Source organism: Achromobacter anxifer (assembly GCF_903652925.1).
Lineage (GTDB): Bacteria > Pseudomonadota > Gammaproteobacteria > Burkholderiales > Burkholderiaceae_B > Achromobacter > Achromobacter anxifer.
Genome location: NZ_CAHLAR010000021.1, coordinates 14,740 through 37,733, shown reverse-complemented (window position 1 = coordinate 37,733; position 22,994 = coordinate 14,740). Strand labels below are relative to the sequence as shown.

The window sequence follows — 22,994 nt, the reverse complement described above, 5'->3', positions numbered from 1 at the left end:
TCAGGCGGCCAGCGGCGCGCTGCACAGGCTGACCATCAGTTCGCGCCATTGCGGCAGCTCCGGCTTGCCGGGCTTGCGTTCGCCGAAGAACTGCGCGATCAGGTCGCCCGTGTCGGAATACAGCTCCAACGACGTGACCCAGCCGTCCGAGGTCGGCTTGTTCACCACCCAGGCCGAGGCGATGGCGGTGGTGTCCAGGTGCAGGTTGAACTTCGGGTCCAGCACGTTGTACCAGGGGCCGGTGCGGCGCAATTGCTGCACCGGGCCGGTATGGATCTGGATCATGCCGCGGTTGCCCACGAAGCACATGATGGACAGGCCGGACTGCGCGGCCGACTCCAGCATGCGTTCGACGGCGTCCGCCGGCACCGGCTGCGCCAGGTCTTCGCCAGCGGCGGCCAGCGCGGCCAGGCGCGATACCTTGAACTTGCGCAGCAGCGGGAAGAACTCGTGGGTGTCCTGCATGCCCAGCCAGGCCTGGCGCCATTGCGCGCTGTCCTCAATCTGGTCCGCGTCGGCGGCGGGGGCATAGGGCAGGGTCTCGGGCCATTGCGCCTCGCCCGCGAACTTCGCGACCAGCGCGTCGTAGGCGGCCGCGTCGGTGGCCTCGGTGCGATAGACCTTGTGCACCGCGACGCCGGCGCCGTCGAAGAACTGCAGGCTGTGGCGGCCGTCCTGCTCGACCGCCCAGGCCGATTTCCAGGCGGTGAAGAACACGCGCAGGTCGATGTCCGGCCCCAGCACCAGGCCTACCGGACCATCGGCCTGGATGTCTTCATACACGCCGTGGCGCTCGTGCACACACCAGTCGTTGCGCGTCAGCGCCATGACCGGGCCCAGCGTGCCCAGTTCGCGGAAGATCTCCTGCGGCGCGCCGTGCAGGGCGGTGGCCTTCAGCCCGCCGCATTCCGCCGCGACCCATTCGGCTTCGGACACTTCCAGCGCCTGGGCCAGGTTGCGGGCGCGCAGCTTGGGCTGCGACGCGGCCAGGGCGTCGTTGCGGGCGCGCAGTTCCTGGGCGCGGGTGGTGAAATCGGTATTGCTCATCGTAGGCCCTCCGGCCGTTGCCATGGTTTGCATAGACCGCCGCCGATCCGGCATAGCCCGGACGGGCGGCGGATCGAGATCAATACTGGTATGTCAGTGAGACGCGCAGGCTGCGTCCCGGTTCCGTGTACCAATCGACCGCGCGCGGAATCACGATGGCGCCCGCGGTCGGCACGTTGATGGCCTCCCAGTACTTCTTGTCGAACACGTTGAAAACGCCTGCCTGCACCTGCAGCCCCTTCACTGCGGCGGGACGCCAGTAGCCCATCAGGTCCAGCACGCCGTAGCCCGGCGCCTGGAAATCGGGACTGGGAGCCGTGGCCGTGGCCTCGGGGTACTCGACCTTGTCGCGCTTCAGGGCGGTGGTCAGCATCGCGTCCACGCCCCACACGTCGCGGCTGTAGCCCACGCCCAGCACCGCCTTCAGGGGCGCCACCGAGTTCAGGTACTGCCCGGTGCCTTCGTCCTTGCCCACGGCCCAGGCCAGCGAGCCCCAGGTGCGCCAGCCCGGCGAGAATTTCCAGTGGGCGCTGGCTTCGGCGCCATAGATGCGCACCTTGGCGCGGTTGACGTTGCCCGTCACGCCAAGCGGGTACTGGCCGGTCCAGCCCGGCTGCCACTGCGGCGACGATGCGTTCAGCGGCACGTCGCCGTCGATGAAGTTCTGATAGCGGTTGTCGAACAACGATAGCGCGCCGCCCAGGGAATCGGAACCGATCTTCGCGCCCAGTTCCCAGCCCTTGCTGGTCTCGGGCTTCAGATAGGGGTTGCCCACGCGTAGGTAGGTGCCCGGGCCGCCGTAGTTGGTGTAGAGCTGCGTGGGGCTGGGCGCCTTGAAGCCGTAGGCGTACTGCGCGTAGACGCTCAGCTCTTCCGCGGCCTTCCAGGTGGCCAGCAGCTTGGGCGAGAAGCGGCTGCCGCTGTTGGACGGCGGCAGCGCGCCCGCGTTCGGGTTGCTTTCGTAGCTGGGCGTGGACTGCGGCTTCTGCTCGTAGCGGTCGTAGCGCAGCGCCGGCATGATGGTGTAGCGGCCGTCGGCGAAACTGAATTCGTCCTGCACCCACAGGGCCCACTGATTGCCCTTGGACTGCGGCACGTCGGCCTGGTTGGTGTGCAGCATGTCGCAGGCGCGCGGGCCGAAGGGCGCGCGCAGGCCTGGCGGGATCGTCGGGCAATTGTCGTAGCCGCTGGAATATTGTTCGGTCTTGTTGCCGTACCACTCGCCGCCCACCGTCCACAGCTGCGACACCGTCGCGCCGGCCAGCCGCTTGGTCAGTTCGGCATTGGCCCCGAACATCGTCTGCCGGATGGAATTGCTGCGGCCGTAGGGACCGCTGGGGAAGCCATAGCGGTAGGGATCCCCGGGAATGATGTAGGCGCGGGAATCGACGCTGCGTATGCCGTTCAGCGAGCTGTCCAGTTGCAGGCGTTGCCAGTAGACGACGGCCGTGGCGGTGTCGATCAGGCTGCCGTCGCTGGGCACCTTGTACGAATAATCGAAGGACACGCGCTCGCGCTCGGTCTCCTTGCGCGTGCTGTTCTCGCCGTACAGATAGCTGGTGCCGGCGCCCTGCTCGAACATGCTGTCGATGTCGGCGTTGCGCTTGAAGTATTCGCCGGTCAGTCCGAAGCGGTGGCCGCCTTCGACGCGCTGCTGCAGCTTCAGCAGGAAGCTGCGCTGGTCGTAGTCCTCGGGGCTGGGCTCGCTGCGCTTTGCGCCGTAGCCGCCCACGTCGCCGCGGTTGTCCAGGGCATGGCCGTTGCGCACCCCGGCCTGCACCAGCCAAAACGTGTTGCTGTGGATCTGTCCCGCCAGCGCGGCGTTGGCGCCCCAGCTGCTGTCGGCGGTGTCGTAGTCGGTCTTGGCCAGCGCGCCGAAGGTCTTGCCGTCGGTCAGCAGATCTGACGGTTGCAGCGTGTGCAGGTCGGCGATGCCCGAGATCGCGCCGGAGCCGCCGCTGCTGGCATCAGCGCCGCGCACGATGTCCAGCCGCGACAGGCTGTTGAAGTCCACCGCCTCCAGCCCGCCCTTCAGGCCGCGCGCGCCGTCGTCCAGCCATGGCAGGCGGATGCCGTCCACGCGCGTCAGCACTCGGTCCTGGTCCAGCCCGCGGATGTTGATGCTGCTGTTCTGGCGGTTGAAGCTGACGCCGGGCTCGGCGCGCTTGCCGAGATCGCTCCAGTTCCTGATCTGCAGGTCGTCCAGGCGCTTGCGGTCGGTGCTGGTCTCCCAGGCCGGCGTGACCACCGCGCCCTCGCCTTCCACCTTGACCGGTTCCAGCTGCGCCACGTCGCCCGGCGTCTGCGCCAGCAGCACGTAGACCCGCGCGCCGCGCTCCTGCACGCCCAGGCCGCTGCCCGCCAGCAGGCGCGAGAAACCCTCACGCACGGAGTAGACCCCGTCGAGTCCCGCCGTGCGGCGCTGTCCCACCAGCGCGGCGTCGAACAGCACGGTCACGCCCGCGCTGTCGGCGAAGCGCGGCAGCGCGTCGGCCAGCGCGCCCGCAGGGATGCGGTAGCTGCGGGCCTGCGCCTGTTCCGCGGCCTGCGCCCGCGCGTTGCCGGCGGGCAGCATGGCGGCGGACAAGGCGGCCAGCGCCAGGGCGGCATGCATGGCGGCGGCCAGGCGGGTCATTCGGCATTGCAGGCCTCGGGCTGGTCGGGAGCCGCTAGCGCGGCCGGCGGGTAGATAAGCCATGGTCGTCCTTTCGATCCAACAGGTATCGGCAATCGTTTGCCTCTACAGACCATGACCCTCGTGAAATCGGAATCGGACAGCTTGCTCTCCGGTTTTTTGTAACAGCACGGATTCAGGCGTCGGCCGCCGCGCGCGGCGTGATCGTCACCCAGTACGGCGTGCGGTAGCGCACCTGCACCGGCAGGGTCGAAGGCAGCGCCGCCAGGACCGCATCGGTGTCTCGCAACTGGAACGCGCCCGAGATCCGCAGGTGCGCGGCCGCGGGGTCGCAGCGCAGGATGCCGGAGCGGTAGCGGCCCAGTTCCTGCGCGAATGCGTCCAGGCGCATGCCGCTGGCGTAAAGCACGCCGCGCTGCCAGTCGCCGGCATGCGGGTCGGCGGGCGACGGCGGCGACGCGCCCTCGTCCGTCAGGCTGCCCTGCTGGCCGGCCGGCAGATCGATCGCGCCGCCCTGGCGCGCGGCGCTGCTGACGCGCACCCTGCCTTCCTGCACGCTGACGCGGCACAGCCCGCCCTCCTGCCGCACGCAGAAGCGCGACGCCTGGGCCTCGATATCTCCCAGGCTGGTGCGCACCACGAAGGGCCGCGGCTGCGGCGCCGTGTCGGCCACCGCGTGCACCGCGATCTCGCCGGCGCGCAGGCGCAGCATGCGGGCCGTGGAGCTGAACATCACATCCACCGCGCTAGCCGTGTTCAGCAGCAGCGTGGAACCGTCGGCCAGCGCCACCTGGCGCTGCTCGCCCCGCGCGCTGCGATAGTCGGCGGTCCAGTCCTGGGGATCGGCGCGCCAGGCGGCCCAGCCGGCCGGCCCGGCCACCACCAGCGCGACCAGCGCCTTCAGCGCGGCGCGGCGGCTCTTGAGCTCGGGACGATTCAGCGTGGCCATGCCCAGCGCCGGCGGAATCAGGCCGAAGCGTTCGTTCACGCGCTGCGCTCGCTGCCAGGCATGCTCGTGTTCGGCCTTGCTGGCGCGCCATCGCTCACAGGCCTGCTGGTCGGCGTCCGTGGCCCGGCCCGAGCTCAGCCGCAGCAGCCAGCGCGCGGCCTCGCGCGCCACGCTGCGCTCGACGGCGGGCAATTCGGGCGCGGCCTCGGCCGCCGCGTTCAGATCGACGCCATGATGCATTGCTCGAACCCCTTGGCGATGTAGCGGTGCACGGTGCGCAGCGACACATTGAGCGCGGCGGCGATCTCGCCATGGCTCAGGCCTTCAAGCTGCGCCATCAGGAAAGCCTGGCGGGCCGGCAGGGACAGTCCCGCCAGCATCTCGTCGATTTCCTGCAGCGTTTCCAGGATGATCAGGCGCTGCTCGGCCGAAGGCGCCAGGGCCTCTGGCATCAGGGCCAGGGCTTCCAGGTAGGCCTGTTCCACCGAACGCCGCCGGTGGTGGTTGAGCAACAGGCGCTTGGCGATGGTGGTGAGATACGCGCGCGGTTCGCGCAGCGCATCGAGTTCATGGCGATGCCGCAGCACCCGCAAGAAGGTGTCCTGCGCCAGGTCGGCCGCGTCGAAGCTGTTGCCCAGCTTGGCGCGCAGCCAGCCATGCAGCCATCCATGATGAGCGCGGTACAACAGATGGACGTTGTCGCCGGCGGCGACCGCGGGATTCGGCACGGGTGGCTCCCTGAACTTTCAATCACAAATAGAAATCAATCTCATTCTAAATGGAAAACCATGATGCCGGTCAAGTCCGCGCGCCGCGCTTGACGGCGATATGATGGGGACAGACCCGGCCGCGCTTCCTGCGGCCCTACTCCCTACAGGCCTGCCCCCATGCTCTACAGCGCGCTCAAATTCATCCACGTGATGGCCGTGATCCTCTGGGTTGGAGGCATGCTGTTCGCCCACTGTTTCCTGCGGCCGGCGGCCGCGCAACTGGAACCGCCGCTGCGGCTGCGGCTGATGGCCTCGGTGCTGGGCCCGTTCCTGAACGCGGTGCTCGCGGCCATCGTGTTGATCCTGCTGTCCGGCGCGGTCATGATCAGCCAGGAAGCCAGCCAGGCCGCGCAGACGGGCGGCGCCTTCTTCATGCCGCGCAGCTGGACCTTCATGGTGTCCGGCGGCCTGGTGATGACGGCCATCTACGCCTACATCCGCTTCGTGCTCTATCCGCAGCTACGGGCGGCGGTCGCCGCATCCGATTGGCCCCAGGGCGGCAAGGCCATGGGCGCGATACGCCGCTGGGTCGGCATCAACCTGCTGCTGGGCATCGCCATCGTGGCCATCGTCTTCCTGGGCTAGGCGGATATCAGCCGGCCCCCGCCAGCTATCGGACATGCGGCGGCTGGTATCGGAATTCTTTTGCTTGGTGCAATACGCAGTACATCCGCGGCCACCACACTGCGGATGACCCTCGCGGGCCCACACAACAAAAGGAATCTCCATGATCAAGCGCGTCTTTCAACTGGCCGCCCTCGGCCTGTTCGCCTCCGCCTCGGCCGCGCACGCCGCGGCCCCCATCGACAACAGCTCCCTGGACAAGCCGGAATTCCGCGAGCACAAGGCCACCTACGGCGTGGTCTACCGCCTGCCCCAGGACGTCAACGCCGTGCTGGACGCCAAGATCAACGGCACGCTGAAGGCCGACCTGCTCAAGCTGGGCCTCAAGACCGAAGCCGAGACGCCCAACATGCCGCACGTGACGGTGGTGCACATCCATAGCGCCGACCCCGAAACGCCCGCCCGCATGCTGAAGGCCCTGCCCAAGCCGCCGGCCCCGCTGCAGATCACGCTGAAGAATTTCTATCCCACCGAAGCCGCCAAGGGCGCGGGCCATCCGTGGTGGCTGGACCTGGGCGTGGTCAAGAGCGGCCAGGGCTTCGAGGACATGATGCGCTACAACACCGTGGCCACCGCCGCCCTGGCGCCGCTGCGCGACGGCCCGCTGCCGCGCGTCACCGGCCCGGTCTACGCCAAGATGGGCGACGCTGGCAAGGACCTGGTCAAGACCATGGGCGTGAGCGGCGTGAACATCATGCAGGACGGCAAGGAAGTGCGCGCACACAACCCGCACACCACGCTGGTCTACAGCATGGCGCTGTACGACGCGCGCCTGCAGGACGCCATGAAGCAGGAGTCCGACAAGTTCAACGCCGTGCTGCCCGAAGGCATCAACACCACGTTCAAGGACGTGTCCATCGTCGAGATCGGCTTCGCCGGCAACGTGGTGCGCGAGATCTACCGCGTCAGCCTGGAAGACGGCTCGGCCATCGACGTGGCCAGCGGCAAGAAGGTCGGCTCCTAAGCCGCGCCGGCTGCGGGAGCGCCCACGCGGTCCCGCAGCACCTCGCGGATCTGCCCGCGCAGCCAGGCCTGCAATGGCGAGGTGTGCAGACGCCGCGGCCAGACCATCACCAGTTCGATCTTGCGCAGGCTGGCGGGCAGCTCCAGCGTGGCCAGCGGGAAATGCTGGCCATGCACCCGCGCCACGCTGGCCGGCATGGTGGTGGCGTAGTCGGTGTCCAGCAGCACATACGGCGTGATGCCGAATCCCGACAGATAGGCCGAGAACTCCAGCCGGCCGGCGTCCGGCTTCAGCGCGCGGTCGAAGTTGGTTTCGCGGCCGTACATGTGCGCGAAGGCGAACCACTTGATGGACGGCAGGTCCGCCAGTGACAGCGCGCCCTTCCCGGCCCAGGGATGCCGCGCCGACACCACGCACACGCGCCGGTCCTTAAGCAGCGTGTCGCGATGAAAGCGCGCCGGCACCTTGCCGAACAGGCCGATGGCCATGTCCAGGCGTTCCGCGTCCAGGTCGTCCGGCACGAAGTCCCCATGCACCGACTGGAAGCGCAGCGTGATGCCCGGCGCGGCGCGATGCAGCCGTTCGATCAGCGGCGCCGCCAGCAGGATCTCGCTGTGCGCGCCGGTGCCGATGTTGACCACGCCGCTGGCCTTGGCCGGATCGAAGGCCTCGGCCGGACGCAGCGCCGCTTCGATCTGCGCCAGCGCGTCATGCACCGCCGAATGCAGTTCCAGCGCGCGCTCCGTCGGAATGAAGCGGCCCTTCACCACTACCAGCAAGGGATCTTCCAGCCGGCGGCGCAGGCGCGCCAGGTCACGGCTGATGGCGGGCTGCGTTTTATGCAGCAGGGCTGAACTGGCGGTGGCGCTGCGCGTGCGCATCAGGACGTCGAAGGTCAGCAGCAGGTTCATGTCCAGCCGGCGCAGATAGGGCAAGGTTTGGGTGTCGCTCATGCCGCCCATACTATGCCTGAAAGACATGCATTGAGAACTCCATATCAATTCCGGCATATGCCTCTTGCGCCGCCGGCATTGGGCAATGCGCCCGGCCTTGGCTACAGTCCGCGGCAGATCGGGGCTTTCCGCACCCGACCCCGACTTTTCCGGAGACTGCCGCAATGTCCTCTTCAGGCCCCATCGCCGCGCGCTGGCGCGCCAACCCCCGCCGCTGGATGGCGGCCGCGCTGACCGGCGCGGCGCTGGTCCTGGGCGCCGCCCAGCCGGCCGCCGCGGCCGGCTTTCCCGAGCGTCCGGTGACGCTGGTGGTGCCCTTCCCCGCCGGCGGCACGCCCGATATCCTGGCCCGCATCCTCAGCGACAGCCTGGCCAAGCGCCTGGGCCAGCCCCTGATCGTGGAAAACCGCGCCGGCGCGGGCGGCAACATCGGCGCGCAGGCCGTGGCCCGCGCCGCGCCCGACGGCTACACGCTGCTGATGTGCGCCTTCGGCTGCACGGTCGCGCCCTCGCTCTACCAACCCGCGCCCTACGACATCGTCAAGGACTTCGCCCCCGTCGCCATGGTCGGCACGGTGCCCAGCGTGCTGGTGGTCAACCCCAAGGTGCCGGCCAAGACCGTGCCCGAACTGCTGGCCTACGCCCGCGCCAATCCGGGCAAGCTGAACTCGGCCTCGTCCGGCGTGGGCGGCTCGGCCCACCTGGCCACGGAGCTGCTCAAGCTGCGCACCGGCATCGACGTGGCGCACATCCCCTACAAGGGCGCGGGACAGGTCGCGGCCGACCTGCTGGGCGGCCAGGTCGACATGTACTTCGACAATCTGCCCGCGTCGCTGGCGAACATCCGCGCCGGCAAGCTGCGGGCGCTGGCCGTGGCCAGCGCGCAGCGCGCGCCGGCCATCCCGGACGTGCCCACCTTCGCGGAGGCCGGCGTGGCCGACTTCCTGATCACGCCCTGGTTCGGCATCATGGCGCCGGCGCGCACCCCGGACGCCACGCTAGCCACGCTGCACGACGCCTTCAACGAGGCGCTGCAGGCGCCCGAGGTCGCCGCCAAGATGCGCGAGCTGGGCGTGGAAACCGCCGCCGGCCCGCGCCAGGCGCTGGGCGATTTCGTGGCCGCCGAGACCGCGCGCTGGAAGGACGTGATCCAGGCCAACCACATCCGCGCCGAATGATGGCGGACGACAAAGAGCACGCGGCGTCCGATGCGCGCGCGCCGATCCAGCTGCGCGACATGGGCGCCTTCCACGTGGGCGGGCGCGAGGTCAGCCTGTCCGGGCTGCCGCGGCGCGAGGTGGTCATGGCCGAAGGCGGCCAGCCCGTCGCGCTGGACCCCAACGGCACCTACCGTGTCGAGCAGATGTACGCGCAGTACTTCCTGGCCGAACCCGCCAGCGGCCGCCCGCCGCTGGCCTTCTGGCACGGCGGCGGCATGACCGGCGCGGCCTGGGAGACCACGCCCGACGGCCGCCAGGGCTGGCTGCACGCCTTCCTGCGCCGCGGCTGGGACGCCTATCTGTGCGATGCCGTGGAACGCGGCCGTTCGGGCTTCGCGCCCACGCCCGAGGTCTGGCCCGAAGGCCCCATCGTGCAGGCGCAGGAAGACTGCTACACGCGCTTTCGCATCGGCCGTCCGGGCACCCGCCCCGGCCCCGGCAGCGCCTATGAAGGCACGCAATTCCCGGTGGCCGAGTTCGGCGAGCTGGCCGCCCAGATGGTGCCGCGCTGGGTGCACACCGATGCCGCCATCCTGCGCGGCTATCTGGCCCTGCTGGAGCGGGTCGGCCGCATGATCGTCATCTGCCATTCGCAGGCGGGCGTGTTCGGCATCCGCGCCGCCGCCGCCCGGCCGGATCTGGTGCGCGCCGTGGTGGCGCTGGAGCCGGCCAGCATTCCCGAGCTGGAGGCGGACGCCGGCTACCGCACGCCCACGCTGATCGTCATGGGCGACAACATGGACACGGACCCGCGCTGGCCCCGCATGCGCGAGCGTGTGCGGGAATTCGCGCAACGCCATGCCTGCGTCACCCTGCTGTCGCTGCCGGAGCTGGGCATCGGCGGCAATTCGCACATGCTGATGATGGACCGCAACAGCCTGGACCTGGCGGCCCGCGTGCACGACTGGCTGATGGCCTTGCCGCCCGCCTGAAATCGCCCGCGGGGCCGCTCCCCAATGCTGCCATTTCGTGGCAGCATTGGGGATTCGCCATCCGCCCGCCCCACCCCATGTCCCGCACCGAACGCCTCCTGGGCCTGATGCAGACCTTGCGCTGCCATCGCCGCCCCGTCAGCGGCCGCCAGCTGGCCGCCGACCTCGGCGTCAGCATCCGCACCCTGTACCGCGACATCGCCACCCTGCAGGCGCAGGGCGCCGAGATCGAGGGCGAGCCGGGCCTGGGCTACGTGCTGCGGCCGGGCTTCATGCTGCCGCCGCTGATGTTCAGCACCGAGGAGATCGAAGCGCTGGTACTGGGCACCCGCTGGGTGGCGGACCGCGCTGACCCGCGCCTGGCGCAGGCCGCGAGCAACGCGCTGGCCAAGATCGGCGCGGTGCTGCCCGCGGAACTGCGCGAGGGCCTGGACGCGATTCCGCTCCTGGTCGGCCCCAGCGCGATGCAGGTGGTGGACCGCGTGGACCTGTCGCTGATCCGCCAGGCCATACGCTGCGAGCAGAAGATCGACATCACCTACCGCGACGACAAGGGCGCCGATTCCGCCCGGGTGATCTGGCCGTTCGCGCTGGGGTTCTTCGACAGCGTGCGCATCGTCATGGCCTGGTGCGAGCTGCGCCAGGACTTCCGCCATTTCCGCACCGACCGCATCGCCACGCTGACGCCCGGCCCGCGCTATCCCAAGCGCCGCCATGCGCTGCTCAAGGAGTGGCGCGCGATCGATCGCTCGCCCAAGGATTGCGGCTAGAAATCCGGCCAGAAACGCGGCTGAAGGCGCAGCTGAAAACGCGGCTGCAAGCTACTGCCAAAAACTGACAGTGCCCCTGTCTAAGATGAGCGCGTCAATCACCTGGAGCACATCATGTCAGACACCAATTTCGTGATTTTCTACGTCGAAAAGCCCGCCGCCAGCGCCGCGTTCTACAGCGCGCTGCTGCAGCGCCCGCCCGTCGAAAGCTCCCCCACCTTCGCGCTGTTCAGGCTGGATTCCGGCCTGATGCTGGGACTGTGGTCGCGCTATACGGTGGAGCCTGCCGCCGCCGGCCGCGGCGGTGCGACCGAGCTCGCCTTCACCGTGCCGGACGCGCAAGCGCTGGACCGCCGCCACCTGGACTGGAGCCTGCGCGGCCTGCCCATCCTGCAAGCGCCCACCGACATGGATTTCGGACGCACCTTCGTGGCGCTGGATCCCGACGGCCACCGCCTGCGCGTGTTCGCGCCGGCGCCCGAGGAAGCGGCAGTTGCGGAACAGCCGGCGCCCGCCATGGCCAACGCTTGAAACATGGGCTGAAGCATGGGCCCGAGGTTCCTTCTTCGGGCCCTTGCCCATGCCGAACGCGGCAGCCTCAGGAACGCTGATCCCGCGGGGTCAGCGCCACGCTTTCGCCGCGCCGACGGAACAGCAGCTGGTACAACAGCGCCAGCACCAGCAGGAACGGCACGCCGAACACCAGCGTCATCTTGAACACGCTGGTGAAGTAGGTGGTGGCCAGGATGGCCAGCATCGCGCCCGCGCCCAACAGCGTCAGCAGCGGAAAGCCCGGCATCCTGAACGACAGCTGCCCGCCGCCTTCGCGCGCCCAGCGGCGGCGAAAGCAATAGTGGGTGACGAAGATCATCATCCACGTGAACAGCGCGCCGAACATCGAGATCGCCATCATCAGCGTGAACGAGGTCTCGGGGTACAGCACGTTCAGCACCGCCGCAATGGCGATGCCGCTGGTCGACAGCAGCAGCGCATTCAGCGGCGTGCCGCCGCGCGTCAGCCGCCCGAATGCGGACGGCGCATGGCCTGCGCGCGACAGGCTGAACATCATGCGGGTGGTGATGTACAGCTGGCTGTTCATGGCGGACAGCGCGGCCACCAGCACGATGAAATTGATGACGCCCGCCGCGCCCGGAATCTCCAGCGCCTGCATCACCTTCACGAAGGGGCTGCCGCCCTTGCCGGCCTCGTCCCAGGGCACGATGGCCAGGATCAGCGCCAAGGTCAGCAGGTAGAACACCACCAGCCGGACGATGGTGGCGCGGAACGCCTTCTTGACCGCGCGCTCCGGGTCCTCGGCCTCGCCCGCCGCCACCGCGATCATCTCGACGCTGAGGTAGCTGAAGATCGAGATCACCACCGCGATCCACATGCCCCAGACGCCGTTCGGGAAGAATCCGCCGTGCGAGGTGTACAGCGCCGCGCCGTATTGCGGATTGCCCCAGACCACGTAGGCGCCCAGGATGATGAAGGCCACGATGGCGGTGATCTTGATGGTGGAGAACCAGTATTCGACGGTGCCGAAAGTCTTGACGCTCATCGCGTTGATGAAGATCAGCGCCGCCGAGAACAGGCAGACCCACTGCCAGCCCGGCACGTCCGGGAACCAGAACTTCATGTATTCCGCCACGGCGGTGACTTCCGTGCCCACCGCCAGCACCACGCAGGACCAGTAGGCGTAGCGCACCAGAAAGCCCGCCAGCGGGCCGACATAGTGCTCGGCGTAGGCGCCGAAGGAACCCGAGGTGGAATGCGCCACCGTCATCTCCGCCAGGCAGCCCATCAGCAGCAGCGTGATCACGCCGCCGATGGCATAGCTGATGATCACGCTGGGCCCGGCAAAACCGATGGCGAACTTGCTGCCCAGGAACAGGCCCGTGCCGATGGCCCCTCCGATGGCGATCATGCTCATCTGTCCCGACGTCAGCCGCCGCTTCAGGCCCTGCTCGCGTTCGGCGATCTGGCCGAATCCTTTCTGTTGTTGCATTGTCTCCTCCAGTCCTGCGCTCTCTTTGTGGATGTAGGGCCGGCGAGGCCCGCGCAATACGGTTGCGTCGCGGCGCTCAGGTCACGGCGGCGCGATGCTTGAATTCCGGCTTGTCCCAGCCGCGCGTGTCCAGCACGTCCTTCAGGATGTCGACGGCGTCCCACACGTCGGCGTAGCCGAAGTACAGCGGCGTCAGGCCAAAGCGCAGCACTTCGGGCTCGCGGTAATCGCCGATCACGCCGCGCGCGATCAGCGCCTGCATCACCTCGAAGCCGTGGGGGTGGCGGAAGCTGACATGGCTGCCGCGGTCGGCATGCTTGCGCGGCGTGACCAGGGTCAGGGGGTGGCCGGCGCAGCGCTCTTCGACCAGCGCGATGAACAGGTCGCCCAGCGCCAGCGACTTCTTGCGCACCTCGGCCATGTCGGCGGCGTGCGCCGCGTCCAGGCCGCACTCGACCAGCGACAGCGACACGATGGGCTGGGTGCCGCACAGGTAGCGGCGCACGCCGCCGGCCGGTTCGTAGGCCACGGCCATGTCGAACGGCCGCGTGTGGCCCCACCAGCCGGACAGCGGCTGCCAGAAGTCCTTGGTGTGGCGCGGCGCCACCCAGATGAAGGCGGGCGAACCCGGGCCGCCGTTCAGGTACTTATAGGTGCAACCCACGGCGAAATCGGCATTGGCGCCGTTCAGGTCCACCGGCACCGCGCCCGCGGCGTGCGCCAGGTCCCAGATGGCCAGCGCGCCGCGCTCGTGCGCCAGCGCCGTCACGGCGGCCATGTCGTGCATCTGGCCGCTGCGGTAGTTCACGTGCGACAGCAGCATCACCGCCACGGACTCGTCCAGCGCCTTTTCCAGCGGCAGCTCGTCGTCGATCAGGCGCATTTCGTAGCCCTGCTGCAGCAGGTCGATCATGCCCTGAATCATGTAGAGATCGGTCGGGAAGTTGTCGCGGTCGGACAGGATGACGCGACGCTTCGGGTGCTGGTGCTGCTGGATGCGCAAAGCCGCGGCCAGCGCCTTGAAGATGTTCAGCGAGGTCGTGTCGGTGACCACCAGTTCGCCTTCGCGCGCGCCCAGCAGGCGGCCCAGCTTGTCGCCCAGGCGGGCGGGCAATTCGAACCAGCCCGCGGTGTTCCAGCTGCGGATCAGGCCCGTGCCCCATTCCTGGCCGATCACGGCGGCGGCGCGGGCGGCGGCGTCCTTGGGCATCACGCCCAGGGAATTGCCGTCCATGTAGAGGACGCCGGGCGGCAGGTCGAAACGGTCTTTGAGGGGCGCCAGGGGATCCTGGCGATCGGCGTTCACGCAGGCTTCGCGGGTGTTCATTTTCGGCTCCATGAGGCAATATTCTGGATACATACTATCAGCGCGATCGGGCTGATAAATTGCAAATTCAGGCGCGGATTACCCTAGATTTCCGCATTGGATTGCACGTAATCCGATTTTTTGGAATTTGATTGCATCATGCAGATAGACGCGATAGACCAGCGCATTCTTTACCGGCTGCAGGAAGACGGCCACCTCAGCAACCAGGACCTGGCCGAGCAGGTGGCCCTCTCCCCGTCGGCCTGCCTGAGACGCGTGCGGGCGCTGGAGGAAAGCGGGCTGATCCGCAGCTACCGCGCCGTGCTGGACGCCGAGAAACTGGGCTTCGAGCTGGAAGCCATCGTCCACGTGTCGCTGGACCAGTCGCGCCCGGACTGGCACGAGGAGTTCCTGGCCGGCATCGCGCTGCATGACGAAATCACCGAGGCCAGCATCGTGACCGGCGCGTCCAACTACATCCTGACGGTGCGCACGCGCAATCTGAAGGCGTTCTCGCGGTTCGTCGAGGACAAGCTCAGCAAGATCCCGGGCGTGCGGAACCTGTCCTCGCATATCGTCATGCGCAAAGTGAAGGACCGGGGCGGCATGCTGCCGCTGGCAAACTGGCGCTAGGGCCGGCCGGCGCCGCCTGGCGCAGGCCGGAGCGCATCGTCCCCGCGCCGGGGCTGGCGATCCCTGGAAGCGGCCCCGCTCAGGCCGGACTCAACCTGAGGAAGCCGAACACCGTCACAAAGTGGCAGGCCGTGCCGCCCATGACGAACAGATGCCAGATGCCGTGCGCGTGCGGCCAGCGCTTGTCATTGACGTAGAACAGCGTGCCGGCCGTGTAGACGGCGGCGCCCGCCAGCAGCCAGGCCAGCCCGGTCGAGGACAGCGCGCCCGCGATCGGCGCGGCGAACATCACGCCCAGCCAGCCCATGGCCAGATACAGCGGCAGGGCCGGCGCCGCGCCGCGCGCCCACCACAGCTCGCGGCCGACGCCGAAGGCCGCCAGCAGCCAGATCGCCACGCCCATGGCCGCGCCCCAGCCGTGCTCCACCGGCCCGAAGGCCAGCGGCGTATAGGTTCCCGCGATCAGCAGGTAGATCGCGCAGTGGTCGGCCTTGGCCCACAGCGCCTTGCGGCGGCCGCGGGAACAATGGAACAGGACCGACGAGGCGTAGACGGCGATCATCGACGCCGCGAACACGGCGCAGGCGATGACCTGGCGGGTGTCGGCCTTCAATTCGGCGGCGCGGGCGATCAGGGCGCCCGACGCGGCCACGGCCAGCGCCAGGCCGGCCAGGTGCGTCGCGCCGTTGAATCGTTCGCCCTTGTACATGCACGCCCTCCGCCAGCCGGCCACGCGCCGGCGCCACCCATGATGGCGCCGTTGTGTGACAGCCCGAGGTCAGGGCGCGTGGTCGTCAGGCGACGAAGTCCACCGCCGCGGGATAGCCTTCCAGCGCGCGCGCCGACAGGATGGCGCGCTGCACCGCGATCGCCATGGCCTCGGCCGCCATGACGCCCAGCAGCATCACGTTGCCCGGCTTGCCGGAGGTTCCCGTGCCCAGCGCGAAGATGGTATCGCCGTCCAGCATGGTGTGAATGGGATTGATCGTGCGGGCCAGGCCGTCGTGCGCCATGCCGGCGATCTTCTGCGCCTGCGCCTTGGTCAGCTTGGCGTCGGTGGCGACCACTCCGATGGTGGTGGCGGTGCCTGCGCGCATCGACTTGGGCAGGTCGCCGGCCAGGATGGCGGCGCGGGTGTCCAGCAGCATCTTGCCGTCGGCGGTGCGCGCGCCGGCCAGGATGCGGCCGGTGGCCGGGTCCACCACGTCGCCCACCGCGTTGACCGCGACGATGGCGCCCACCGTCACGCCCGCCACCGTCAGCGAGGCGCTGCCGAGGCCGCCCTTCATCGCGCGCTTGGGTCCGTACAGCTTGCCCACCGTCGCGCCCGCTCCCGCGCCCACGTTGCCCTCTTGCGGCGCGGCGTCCGTGGCCGACTTGCAGGCCTGGTAGCCCGCGGCCGCGTCCGGCCGGATCGACGCGTCGCCCACCCCCAGGTCGAACAGGATGGCCGAGGGCACGATAGGCACGTGCGCCACGCCCACGTCGAAGCCGATCTTCTTTTCTTCCAGATAGCGCATGACGCCCGAGGCGACGTCCAGGCCGAAGGCGCTGCCGCCGGACAGCACGATGGCATGCACTTTTTCCACCATGTTGACGGGGTTGAGCAGGTCCGTCTCGCGCGTGCCCGGCGCCGCGCCGCGCACGTCGACCCCGGCGGTCGCGCCAGCTTCAGCGATGATGACGGTACAGCCCGTCGGGCGGCGAGTATCGGTGTAATGCCCCACCCGCAGGCCCTCCACCTGGGTGATGCTGCCGCCGCCCGGCATCAGCCGCGGGCCGTCCGCGGCCTGGGCCGGCATCGCGCCCGCCGCCGCCGCGCCCGCGGCCGCCATCATGAAAGCCCGCCTGTTCCATTGCTGTTCCACACCGATCTCCATCAAAGTCCCGCCTGGATGAACCCCGGCGGCATCGCGCCGGGGCATGGGTATCGCCATATGACTTGCCGCTATATTTTTACTATTCCTTATGCTTTGTGGAAAAATAGACCCGTTGTTAGAGTGCGGCTACGCCGGAGGGCATTGCAGGCACGGATGCTCTCCACAGTGATACCTGCCATCCCTGGAGCACCGCCATGAAACTCTTCCGTACGCTGTTCGTCGCCGGCCTCGTCCAGGTCGCCGCATTGTCCGCCGCCCACGCCCAGTCGGGCCTGGACCAGATCAAGTCCGCCGGCGTGTTCAAGATCGGCACCGAAGGCACCTACGCCCCCTTCACTTTCCACGACGCATCCGGCCAGCTTACCGGGTTTGACGTGGACATCGGCCGCGCCATCGCCGAACGCCTGGGCGTCAAGGCGCAATTCGTCGAAGGCAAATGGGACGGGCTGATCGCCGGCCTCGACGCCAAGCGCTACGACGCCGTGATCAACCAGGTCGGCATCACCGACGCGCGCCGCGCCAAGTACGACTTCTCCGATCCCTACATCTCGTCGGCCGCCGTGCTGATCGTGCGCGACGACAACACCAGCATCAAGTCCTTCGACGACCTGAAGGGCAAGAAGTCCGCCAACACGCTCACCAGCAACTTCGGCAAGCTAGCGCAGAGCCATGGCGCGGAAGTGGTCGCGGTGCAAGGCTTCAACGAAGCCATCGACCTGCTGACCTCGGGCCGCGTGGAAGCCACGGTCAACGACAACCTGTCGTTCCTGGACTTCAAGAAGCAGAAGCCCAATGCCAAGGTGAAGATCGCCGCCACCGACAAGACCGCCGAGTTCAGCAATTCGGGCGTGCTGATCCGCAAGGGCAACCCCGAGCTGCAGGCCGCCATCAACAAGGCGCTGGCCGACATCAAGGCGGACGGCACCTACAAGACCATCTCGGTCAAGTATTTCGGCACGGACCTGTCGGCGCAATAAGCGAGCGGAGCGCACATGACGCTACCCCCCTGGCTGCAATCCGTCCTGCCCGACTGGCTGCTGGCGCAAATAGGCAACTGGGCGGTGCCGGCCTGGGTGCAGCTGATGGCGGACTCGTTCTGGCCGCTGCTGCACGCGGGGCTGATGTTCACGGTTCCGCTCACGCTGATGTCCTTCGCGCTAGGGCTGGCGCTGGCCTTCGTGGTGGCGCTGATCCGGCTGTTCGGCCCGGCGCCGCTGGTGGCCGTGGTGCGCTTCTACGTCTGGCTGATCCGCGGCACGCCGCTGCTGGTGCAGCTGTTCGTGATCTTCTACGGGCTGCCCAGCGCCGGCATCGTGCTGGACCCGCTGCCCGCCGCGCTGATCGGCTTCACCCTCAACGTCGGCGCCTACAACTCCGAAGTGATACGCGGCGCCATCGAGTCCATCACCAAGGGCCAGTGGGAAGCCGCCTATTCGCTCAGCATGACGCGCGCACAGGCGCTGCGCCGTACCATCCTGCCGCAGGCGGCGCGGGTGGCGGTGCCACCGCTGTCCAATTCCTTCATCGCGCTGGTCAAGGACACCTCGCTGGCGGCGGTGCTGACCGTGCCCGAGATCTTCCAGGCGGCGCAGCGCATCGCCGCCGTCACCTATGAACCGCTGATCCTGTACACCGAGGCCGCGCTGATCTACCTGGTATTCAGCTCCGTCCTGTCCGCCGCGCAGGTGCGCCTGGAACGGCGCTTCGGCCAGCACGCGGTCTTTAACGAGAAGAACCGATGATCCGCCTGGAAAAGATAGAAAAGGCGTTCGGCGGCAATCCCGTGCTCAAGCAGGTCGACGTGAGCATCGCCGAAGGCAGCGTCACCGCCCTGATCGGCCCGTCCGGCAGCGGCAAGAGCACCCTGCTGCGCTGCGTGAACCTGCTGGAAGTGCCCGATCGGGGCACGCTGGAGATCGGCCCGGAAACGGTGCATTTCGAACCCGGCCGCAAGCTCTCGCGCGACCAGGTCCAGCGCGTGCGCAAGCAGACCGGCATGGTGTTCCAGAACTTTCAGCTGTTCCCGCACCAGACCGTCATCGGCAATGTCATGGAAGGCCTGCTGACCGTGCAGAAATGGCCCCTGGACCGCGCCCGCGCGCGCGCCGAGGAACTGCTGCGCAAGGTCGGCATGCTGGAAAAGGCCGACGCCTGGCCCGCCAACCTGTCAGGCGGCCAGCAACAGCGCGTGGCCATCGCCCGCGCGCTGGCGCCCGCGCCGCGCGTGCTGCTATGCGACGAGCCGACCTCGGCGCTGGACCCCGGCCTGGCGGCGGAAGTGGTGGACGTGCTGCGCCAGCTTGCGGCGGAAGGCATGACCATGCTGATGGCCACTCACGACCTGCGCCTGGCGGCCAGCGTATCGCGCGAAGTGGTGTTCCTGCTGGATGGGACCGTGGTCGAATCCGGCGATTCGCGGACCCTGTTCAGCCAACCCAGGGATCCGCGCACGGCGGCGTTCATTTCCACCTTGACGCAGGAAGCGGCGCTGTAGCGTCCATGCCGGCAGCGCCGTTGCGGCAATCGCCTACCTGGGCGGCAAGGATCCCGCCGGGTCCACCGCCTGCCCGTCGTAGCGCAGCTCGAAGTACAAGCCGACCTGCTTGCTGTCGCTGTTGCCCATTTCGGCGATCTTCTGCCCCTGGCTGACGCGCTGCCCTTCCTTGACCAGCAGCTTGCTGTTGTGCGCGTAGATGCTGAGGAAGCTGGCGTTGTGCTTGACGATGACCAGGTGGCCGTAGCCGCGCAGGCCGCTGCCCGAATAGGCCACCGTGCCTTGCGCCGCCGCGACGACCGGCGTGCCGGACGAATTGCTGATGACGATGCCGTTGGAGCCCGATCCGTCGTAGCCGCGGGTGACCTTGCCCTGGGCGGGCCACACCAGCGAGATCGCGCCCGGCGGGGCGGTGCGCCGCTTGGCGGTGGACGTGGATGACTTCGGCGCGGGCGCCGGCTTGCCGCGCGCCTTGCTGGGCGCGGACGACGTGCGCGCCTGTCCGGCGGGCGGCTCGACCCGCAGCATCTGCCCGACCTCGATGGAATTGGAATTCGACAGATTGTTCCAGCGCACCAGGTCGTTCACGCTGGTGCCCTGCTTGCGCGCGATCTGGGTCAGGGTGTCGCCCGACTGCACCCGGTAATAGCCGGGCTGGACCTTGGTGGTGCCGCAGGCGGTCAACAGCGCCAGCAGCGACACCGCCAGGACGCACAGCCAGCGGCGGACGATCGGACTGGTCTGGCTTATGACAGGCGGAACGGAAACGGGCGAGGCCGTGGCGGACAAGGAAAGCACTGAAACCTGGGGCACTGAGTGAGGTGGCGGGATTTGCGTGCGTTCAAGGGTACCAAGATTTTGACGCCCAGGTGTGGCGCGGGAGCTTCGCATGCACGCCCCGGGCGTGTATAACGCGCAGATTGCGGCGCAAGTCTTGCGCCCGGCCATCATGCCCCTGCAAGGACCCCCATGGGAATGAAAGACACATCCGGAAGAAATCCGCTCTGCCTGCTGTGGGCCATCCCGTATCTGCTTTGCGGCTGGTTCTCGCATCTGCTCAACGACCCGGTGAGCCAGGCGTCGTTCGTGTGGCTGCCGCCGGGCGTGGCGGTGGGCGCCTACCTGCTGTCGCGACGCCGCAACTGGCCGCTGCTGCTGGCCGGTTTCTTCTGCGCCCAGCTGGTGCTGACCCTGGCCTGGCGCGGCCAGCCGGCGACGGCGATCGTGTTCGCGGTCGCCGGCAGCCTGTCTTCCATGCTGGCCGCCTGGACCGTGCAGCGGCTGTCGCCGCGCGCGCACGGGCCGGGCTTCGTGGCCGCGCTGCTGGCGGGCGCGGTGGCCGGCGCGGCCGCCAGCGCGCTGCTGGGCGGAGGCTGGCTGTGGCTGACGCACGAGGCCGGCGCCCTGCTTCGGCTGCGCACCTGGGTGGTGGCCTACCTGGCCGGCGTGCTGATCCTGGCGCCGGCGCTGACGGGGTGGGCGCAGTTCCGCCCGCGCCGCTCGGGCGGCCCGCGCACGCGCGATTTCATGCTGGGCGCCGCGGCCTACGCGCTGATGATCGTGTCGACCTTCATGACCTTCGATGGCGACATGATCCGCAATCTGCCCTATGTCGTGTCGTTCGAGCTGACCTACCTGCCCCTGGTGTTCGCCGTGCTGATCGCGCTGGTCTGGGGGCCGCAGGGCGGCACGCTGGCGATGGTCACCCTGATGACGATGGCGCTGTACCAGAGCGCCCAGGGCGAAGGCCCCTTCGTCGAAGTGAACGATCCCGGGCACGTGCTGCTGGCCACCCAGGTCTATCTGGTAGTCACCGCGCTGCTGCTCCTGCTGGTCAACACCCTGCGCAGCGCCCGCGCGCAGGCGCAGGCGGATGCCGAACAATGGCGCAGCCGCTTCGACCTGGCGCTGGCTGGCAGCCATCAGCTCATGTACCGCTACGACCCGCATGACGGCGCGCTGGAACTGGCCGGCGACCTGCAGGAAGCGTTCGGCCTGCCCGCCGGCGCCATCCAGAACCTGGACGCGCTGCTGGCGCTGGCGCACCCGGACGACCGCGCCCGCCTGTCGATGCACTGGGCGGCGCGGCGCGCGGGCGCGCAGGACCGCACGCCGCTGCCGTTCCGGCTGGCACACGCGGACGGCGGCTGGCGCGTCGTCAGCGACCGCGGCTCGCCGCTGGCCGACTTCGACGGCAGCGTCGCGGTCGTGGCGGGCATGTGGCGTCTCGGAGAAATCGAGCGCGAGCCGGCAGATGTCCGTTAGTACACATAGTCCCGCCACGGGCGCCCTGCTGATCCACGGCCTGGGCGGGACCCAGTACGACCTGGGATCCATGCACAAGGTGCTCAAGCGCGTCGGCATCGAAACGCACAGTCTGACCCTGCCCGGGCACGGCACCACGCCGGAAGACCTGGTGCCCGTGCGCGCGGAAGCCTGGCTGGAAGCCGTGACCGCCAAGTACCACGAGATCGCCGGCCGCTACGACACGCTGCACGTGGTCGGCATGTGCCTGGGCGCGCTGCTGGCGGTCGAGCTCTGCAAGCGGGTGGACCACAGGAAGGGCAGCCTGGTGTCGCTTGCCGCGCCGGTGTTCATCGACGGCTGGAGCACGCCGTGGTATCGCGGCCTGCGCAAGCTGGTCTATCGCATTCCCGGCCTGGCCGCGCGCATGCGCGTCGAAGAGGAAGAGCCCTACGGCATCAAGAACGAACTGGTCAGGTCCATCGTCAAGGCCAAGTTCGAGCGTGGCGAGAACTTCCATTACCGCTGGGTGCCGCTGGCCTGCGTGCGCGAAGTCGACCGGCTGCGCGGCTTCGTGCGGCGGGGGCTGGACCGCATCGCCTGCCCCACCCTGATCGTGCACGCCCACGAAGACGAGCTCACCTCGGTGCGCTCGGCGCATCTGCTGCACGAACAGATCGCGGGCAGCCGGATGGTGCTGCTGGACAACAGCTATCACATGATCTGCGTGGACAATGACCGCGACCGGGTCGCCGCCAACGTGCTCGAATTCATGGGCCGCGATCCCGCCGCCGCGCAATCCGCGCGCGCCGCCGGACGCCCCGCCCCCATGGGCGCCGAGGACGTCGAGCGCATCCTGGAGACGTACCGCAGTTCGCTGCAGGCCGGAAAGTTCGAGCTGCTGTTCCCGCTGTTCGCCGAAGACGTGGTCTGGAACGAAGCCGGCGACAACCCCGTCAGCGGCGTCTACCAAGGCCGGGGCGCGCTGATCGACCTGTTCTCGCGCCTGATGGATTATTCGCGCAACACCTTCGCCATCAGCGGCGTGGGCCAGCCCGCCGCGGCGGGCCGCGCCGTCACCCTGCCGCTGAGCTACCAGGTGCAGGACGGCGCGCAGCTGCACCAGGGCACGGCCACGCACACGCTGCGCCTGCGCAACAACGCCATCGCCAAGGTCGACGCCCGCGCCGACGACCCCGGACGCGAGGACGCGCTGTGGCGCAGACTGGCCGCCGCCAGCGGCCGGGAACCCGTGGGCGACAGCATCGACGCGGACACCCTGGCCCTTTCCGCCGGCGAACTGGCCGATGCCTTCGAAGCCGCGCTCATCGAGCGGCGGGCCCTGGCCCAGCAGCCTTCGGCCGCCGTCGCCATCCGGCTGCACGCCTACGAGCAGCAGGCGCGCCACGGCGATGCGCCGGTCGCACCCGAGCCTGGCGCGGCGCCGCTGGACCTGGTGCGGCACGCGGCCTGGCGCCTGCTGGCGGGCCTGCCCGCCGACCAGGCGCAGCGCCGTTACATCGCGCTGGTGCGGCGCTTGGACGCAGCCTGAGCCCGTGTCCGCGCAC

Annotated in this window: 22 protein-coding genes; 12 read left to right on the top strand and 10 right to left on the bottom strand. The window is 68.8% G+C overall.

Annotated features, from left to right (window positions below; translation table 11 throughout):
* The 4 genes from HWY37_RS33725 to HWY37_RS33710 form a co-directional block, all read right to left on the bottom strand.
* The gene (locus HWY37_RS33725; protein WP_176090849.1) at window positions 1-1,047 is read right to left on the bottom strand and encodes a hemin-degrading factor; all 1,047 of its coding nucleotides are present in this window, start codon (window positions 1,045-1,047) and stop codon (window positions 1-3) included.
* 79 nt (window positions 1,048-1,126) lie between these two features.
* Window positions 1,127-3,682, bottom strand: coding sequence for a TonB-dependent receptor (locus tag HWY37_RS33720; protein WP_176090848.1), 2,556 nt, complete (start codon window positions 3,680-3,682; stop codon window positions 1,127-1,129).
* Between the two features lie 175 nt (window positions 3,683-3,857).
* The gene (locus HWY37_RS33715; RefSeq protein ID WP_176090847.1) at window positions 3,858-4,871 is read right to left on the bottom strand and encodes a FecR domain-containing protein; all 1,014 of its coding nucleotides are present in this window, start codon (window positions 4,869-4,871) and stop codon (window positions 3,858-3,860) included.
* A complete protein-coding gene (locus tag HWY37_RS33710) occupies window positions 4,850-5,359 on the bottom strand; it encodes a sigma-70 family RNA polymerase sigma factor (protein WP_176090846.1) in 510 nt (169 codons plus the stop codon). Before HWY37_RS33710 ends, HWY37_RS33715 begins: the two co-directional genes overlap by 22 nt.
* A 159-nt stretch (window positions 5,360-5,518) precedes the next feature.
* Between HWY37_RS33710 and HWY37_RS33705 the strand changes: the two genes are divergently transcribed.
* Together HWY37_RS33705 and HWY37_RS33700 are read left to right on the top strand one after the other, a co-directional pair.
* Window positions 5,519-5,986: a CopD family protein gene (locus tag HWY37_RS33705; RefSeq protein ID WP_176090845.1), complete on the top strand. Its 468-nt coding sequence runs from the start codon at window positions 5,519-5,521 to the stop codon at window positions 5,984-5,986.
* 142 nt (window positions 5,987-6,128) lie between these two features.
* Window positions 6,129-6,989, top strand: coding sequence for a hypothetical protein (locus tag HWY37_RS33700; protein WP_175211800.1), 861 nt, complete (start codon window positions 6,129-6,131; stop codon window positions 6,987-6,989).
* Here HWY37_RS33700 and HWY37_RS33695 read toward each other — a convergent pair.
* Window positions 6,986-7,942 (bottom strand): LysR family transcriptional regulator, encoded by a 957-nt coding sequence (locus tag HWY37_RS33695; RefSeq protein ID WP_176090844.1) that lies wholly within the window; start codon window positions 7,940-7,942, stop codon window positions 6,986-6,988. The two genes, HWY37_RS33700 and HWY37_RS33695, sit on opposite strands and share 4 nt — an antisense overlap.
* Window positions 7,943-8,106: 164 nt before the next feature.
* On the opposite strand from HWY37_RS33695, the gene HWY37_RS33690 reads away from it, so the two are divergent.
* The 4 genes from HWY37_RS33690 to HWY37_RS33675 all read left to right on the top strand — a co-directional run bounded on the left by HWY37_RS33690 (window position 8,107) and on the right by HWY37_RS33675 (window position 11,395).
* The gene (locus tag HWY37_RS33690) at window positions 8,107-9,120 is read left to right on the top strand and encodes a tripartite tricarboxylate transporter substrate binding protein (protein ID WP_246302479.1); all 1,014 of its coding nucleotides are present in this window, start codon (window positions 8,107-8,109) and stop codon (window positions 9,118-9,120) included.
* The gene (locus HWY37_RS33685) at window positions 9,117-10,094 is read left to right on the top strand and encodes an alpha/beta hydrolase (RefSeq protein ID WP_176090843.1); all 978 of its coding nucleotides are present in this window, start codon (window positions 9,117-9,119) and stop codon (window positions 10,092-10,094) included. The genes HWY37_RS33690 and HWY37_RS33685 overlap by 4 nt, the downstream gene beginning before the upstream one ends.
* A gap of 77 nt (window positions 10,095-10,171) precedes the next feature.
* Window positions 10,172-10,864 carry a helix-turn-helix transcriptional regulator gene (locus tag HWY37_RS33680; RefSeq protein WP_176090842.1) on the top strand — a complete coding sequence of 231 codons (693 nt, stop codon included), beginning with the start codon at window positions 10,172-10,174 and terminating at the stop codon, window positions 10,862-10,864.
* A 114-nt stretch (window positions 10,865-10,978) separates the two neighbouring features.
* The gene (locus tag HWY37_RS33675; RefSeq protein WP_175211503.1) at window positions 10,979-11,395 is read left to right on the top strand and encodes a VOC family protein; all 417 of its coding nucleotides are present in this window, start codon (window positions 10,979-10,981) and stop codon (window positions 11,393-11,395) included.
* 67 nt (window positions 11,396-11,462) lie between these two features.
* Here HWY37_RS33675 and HWY37_RS33670 read toward each other — a convergent pair whose 3' ends face one another.
* Complete coding sequence (locus tag HWY37_RS33670) at window positions 11,463-12,869, bottom strand: amino acid permease (RefSeq protein ID WP_176090841.1); 1,407 nt, start codon at window positions 12,867-12,869, stop codon at window positions 11,463-11,465.
* Window positions 12,870-12,945: 76 nt separating this feature from the next.
* Window positions 12,946-14,196, bottom strand: coding sequence for a kynureninase (gene kynU, locus HWY37_RS33665; protein ID WP_176090840.1), 1,251 nt, complete (start codon window positions 14,194-14,196; stop codon window positions 12,946-12,948).
* Between the two features lie 138 nt (window positions 14,197-14,334).
* Here kynU and HWY37_RS33660 point away from each other — a divergent pair, with 138 nt between their 5' ends.
* The gene (locus HWY37_RS33660; protein ID WP_175211506.1) at window positions 14,335-14,808 is read left to right on the top strand and encodes an Lrp/AsnC family transcriptional regulator; all 474 of its coding nucleotides are present in this window, start codon (window positions 14,335-14,337) and stop codon (window positions 14,806-14,808) included.
* A gap of 79 nt (window positions 14,809-14,887) precedes the next feature.
* Here the strand turns inward: HWY37_RS33660 and trhA are convergent, their stop codons facing one another.
* Complete coding sequence (gene trhA / locus HWY37_RS33655) at window positions 14,888-15,517, bottom strand: PAQR family membrane homeostasis protein TrhA (RefSeq protein ID WP_175211507.1); 630 nt, start codon at window positions 15,515-15,517, stop codon at window positions 14,888-14,890.
* Window positions 15,518-15,602: 85 nt separating this feature from the next.
* The gene (locus HWY37_RS33650; protein WP_217706417.1) at window positions 15,603-16,688 is read right to left on the bottom strand and encodes a P1 family peptidase; all 1,086 of its coding nucleotides are present in this window, start codon (window positions 16,686-16,688) and stop codon (window positions 15,603-15,605) included.
* A gap of 194 nt (window positions 16,689-16,882) precedes the next feature.
* Between HWY37_RS33650 and HWY37_RS33645 the strand changes: the two genes are divergently transcribed.
* The 3 genes from HWY37_RS33645 to HWY37_RS33635 all read left to right on the top strand — a co-directional run bounded on the left by HWY37_RS33645 (window position 16,883) and on the right by HWY37_RS33635 (window position 19,182).
* A complete protein-coding gene (locus HWY37_RS33645; protein ID WP_175211509.1) occupies window positions 16,883-17,665 on the top strand; it encodes an amino acid ABC transporter substrate-binding protein in 783 nt (260 codons plus the stop codon).
* 84 nt (window positions 17,666-17,749) lie between these two features.
* A complete protein-coding gene (locus tag HWY37_RS33640; protein ID WP_175211512.1) occupies window positions 17,750-18,430 on the top strand; it encodes an amino acid ABC transporter permease in 681 nt (226 codons plus the stop codon).
* A complete protein-coding gene (locus HWY37_RS33635) occupies window positions 18,427-19,182 on the top strand; it encodes an amino acid ABC transporter ATP-binding protein (protein ID WP_175211510.1) in 756 nt (251 codons plus the stop codon). Before HWY37_RS33640 ends, HWY37_RS33635 begins: the two co-directional genes overlap by 4 nt.
* Before the next feature lie 33 nt (window positions 19,183-19,215).
* Here HWY37_RS33635 and HWY37_RS33630 read toward each other — a convergent pair whose 3' ends face one another.
* Window positions 19,216-19,914: a peptidoglycan DD-metalloendopeptidase family protein gene (locus HWY37_RS33630; protein WP_175211513.1), complete on the bottom strand. Its 699-nt coding sequence runs from the start codon at window positions 19,912-19,914 to the stop codon at window positions 19,216-19,218.
* Window positions 19,915-20,157: 243 nt separating this feature from the next.
* On the opposite strand from HWY37_RS33630, the gene HWY37_RS33625 reads away from it, so the two are divergent.
* Window positions 20,158-21,447: an MASE1 domain-containing protein gene (locus tag HWY37_RS33625; protein WP_176090839.1), complete on the top strand. Its 1,290-nt coding sequence runs from the start codon at window positions 20,158-20,160 to the stop codon at window positions 21,445-21,447.
* Window positions 21,437-22,978, top strand: a complete 1,542-nt coding sequence (locus HWY37_RS33620; protein WP_176090838.1) for an acyl-CoA-binding protein — start codon at window positions 21,437-21,439, stop codon at window positions 22,976-22,978. Before HWY37_RS33625 ends, HWY37_RS33620 begins: the two co-directional genes overlap by 11 nt.
* The last annotated feature ends 16 nt before the right edge of the window (window positions 22,979-22,994 follow it).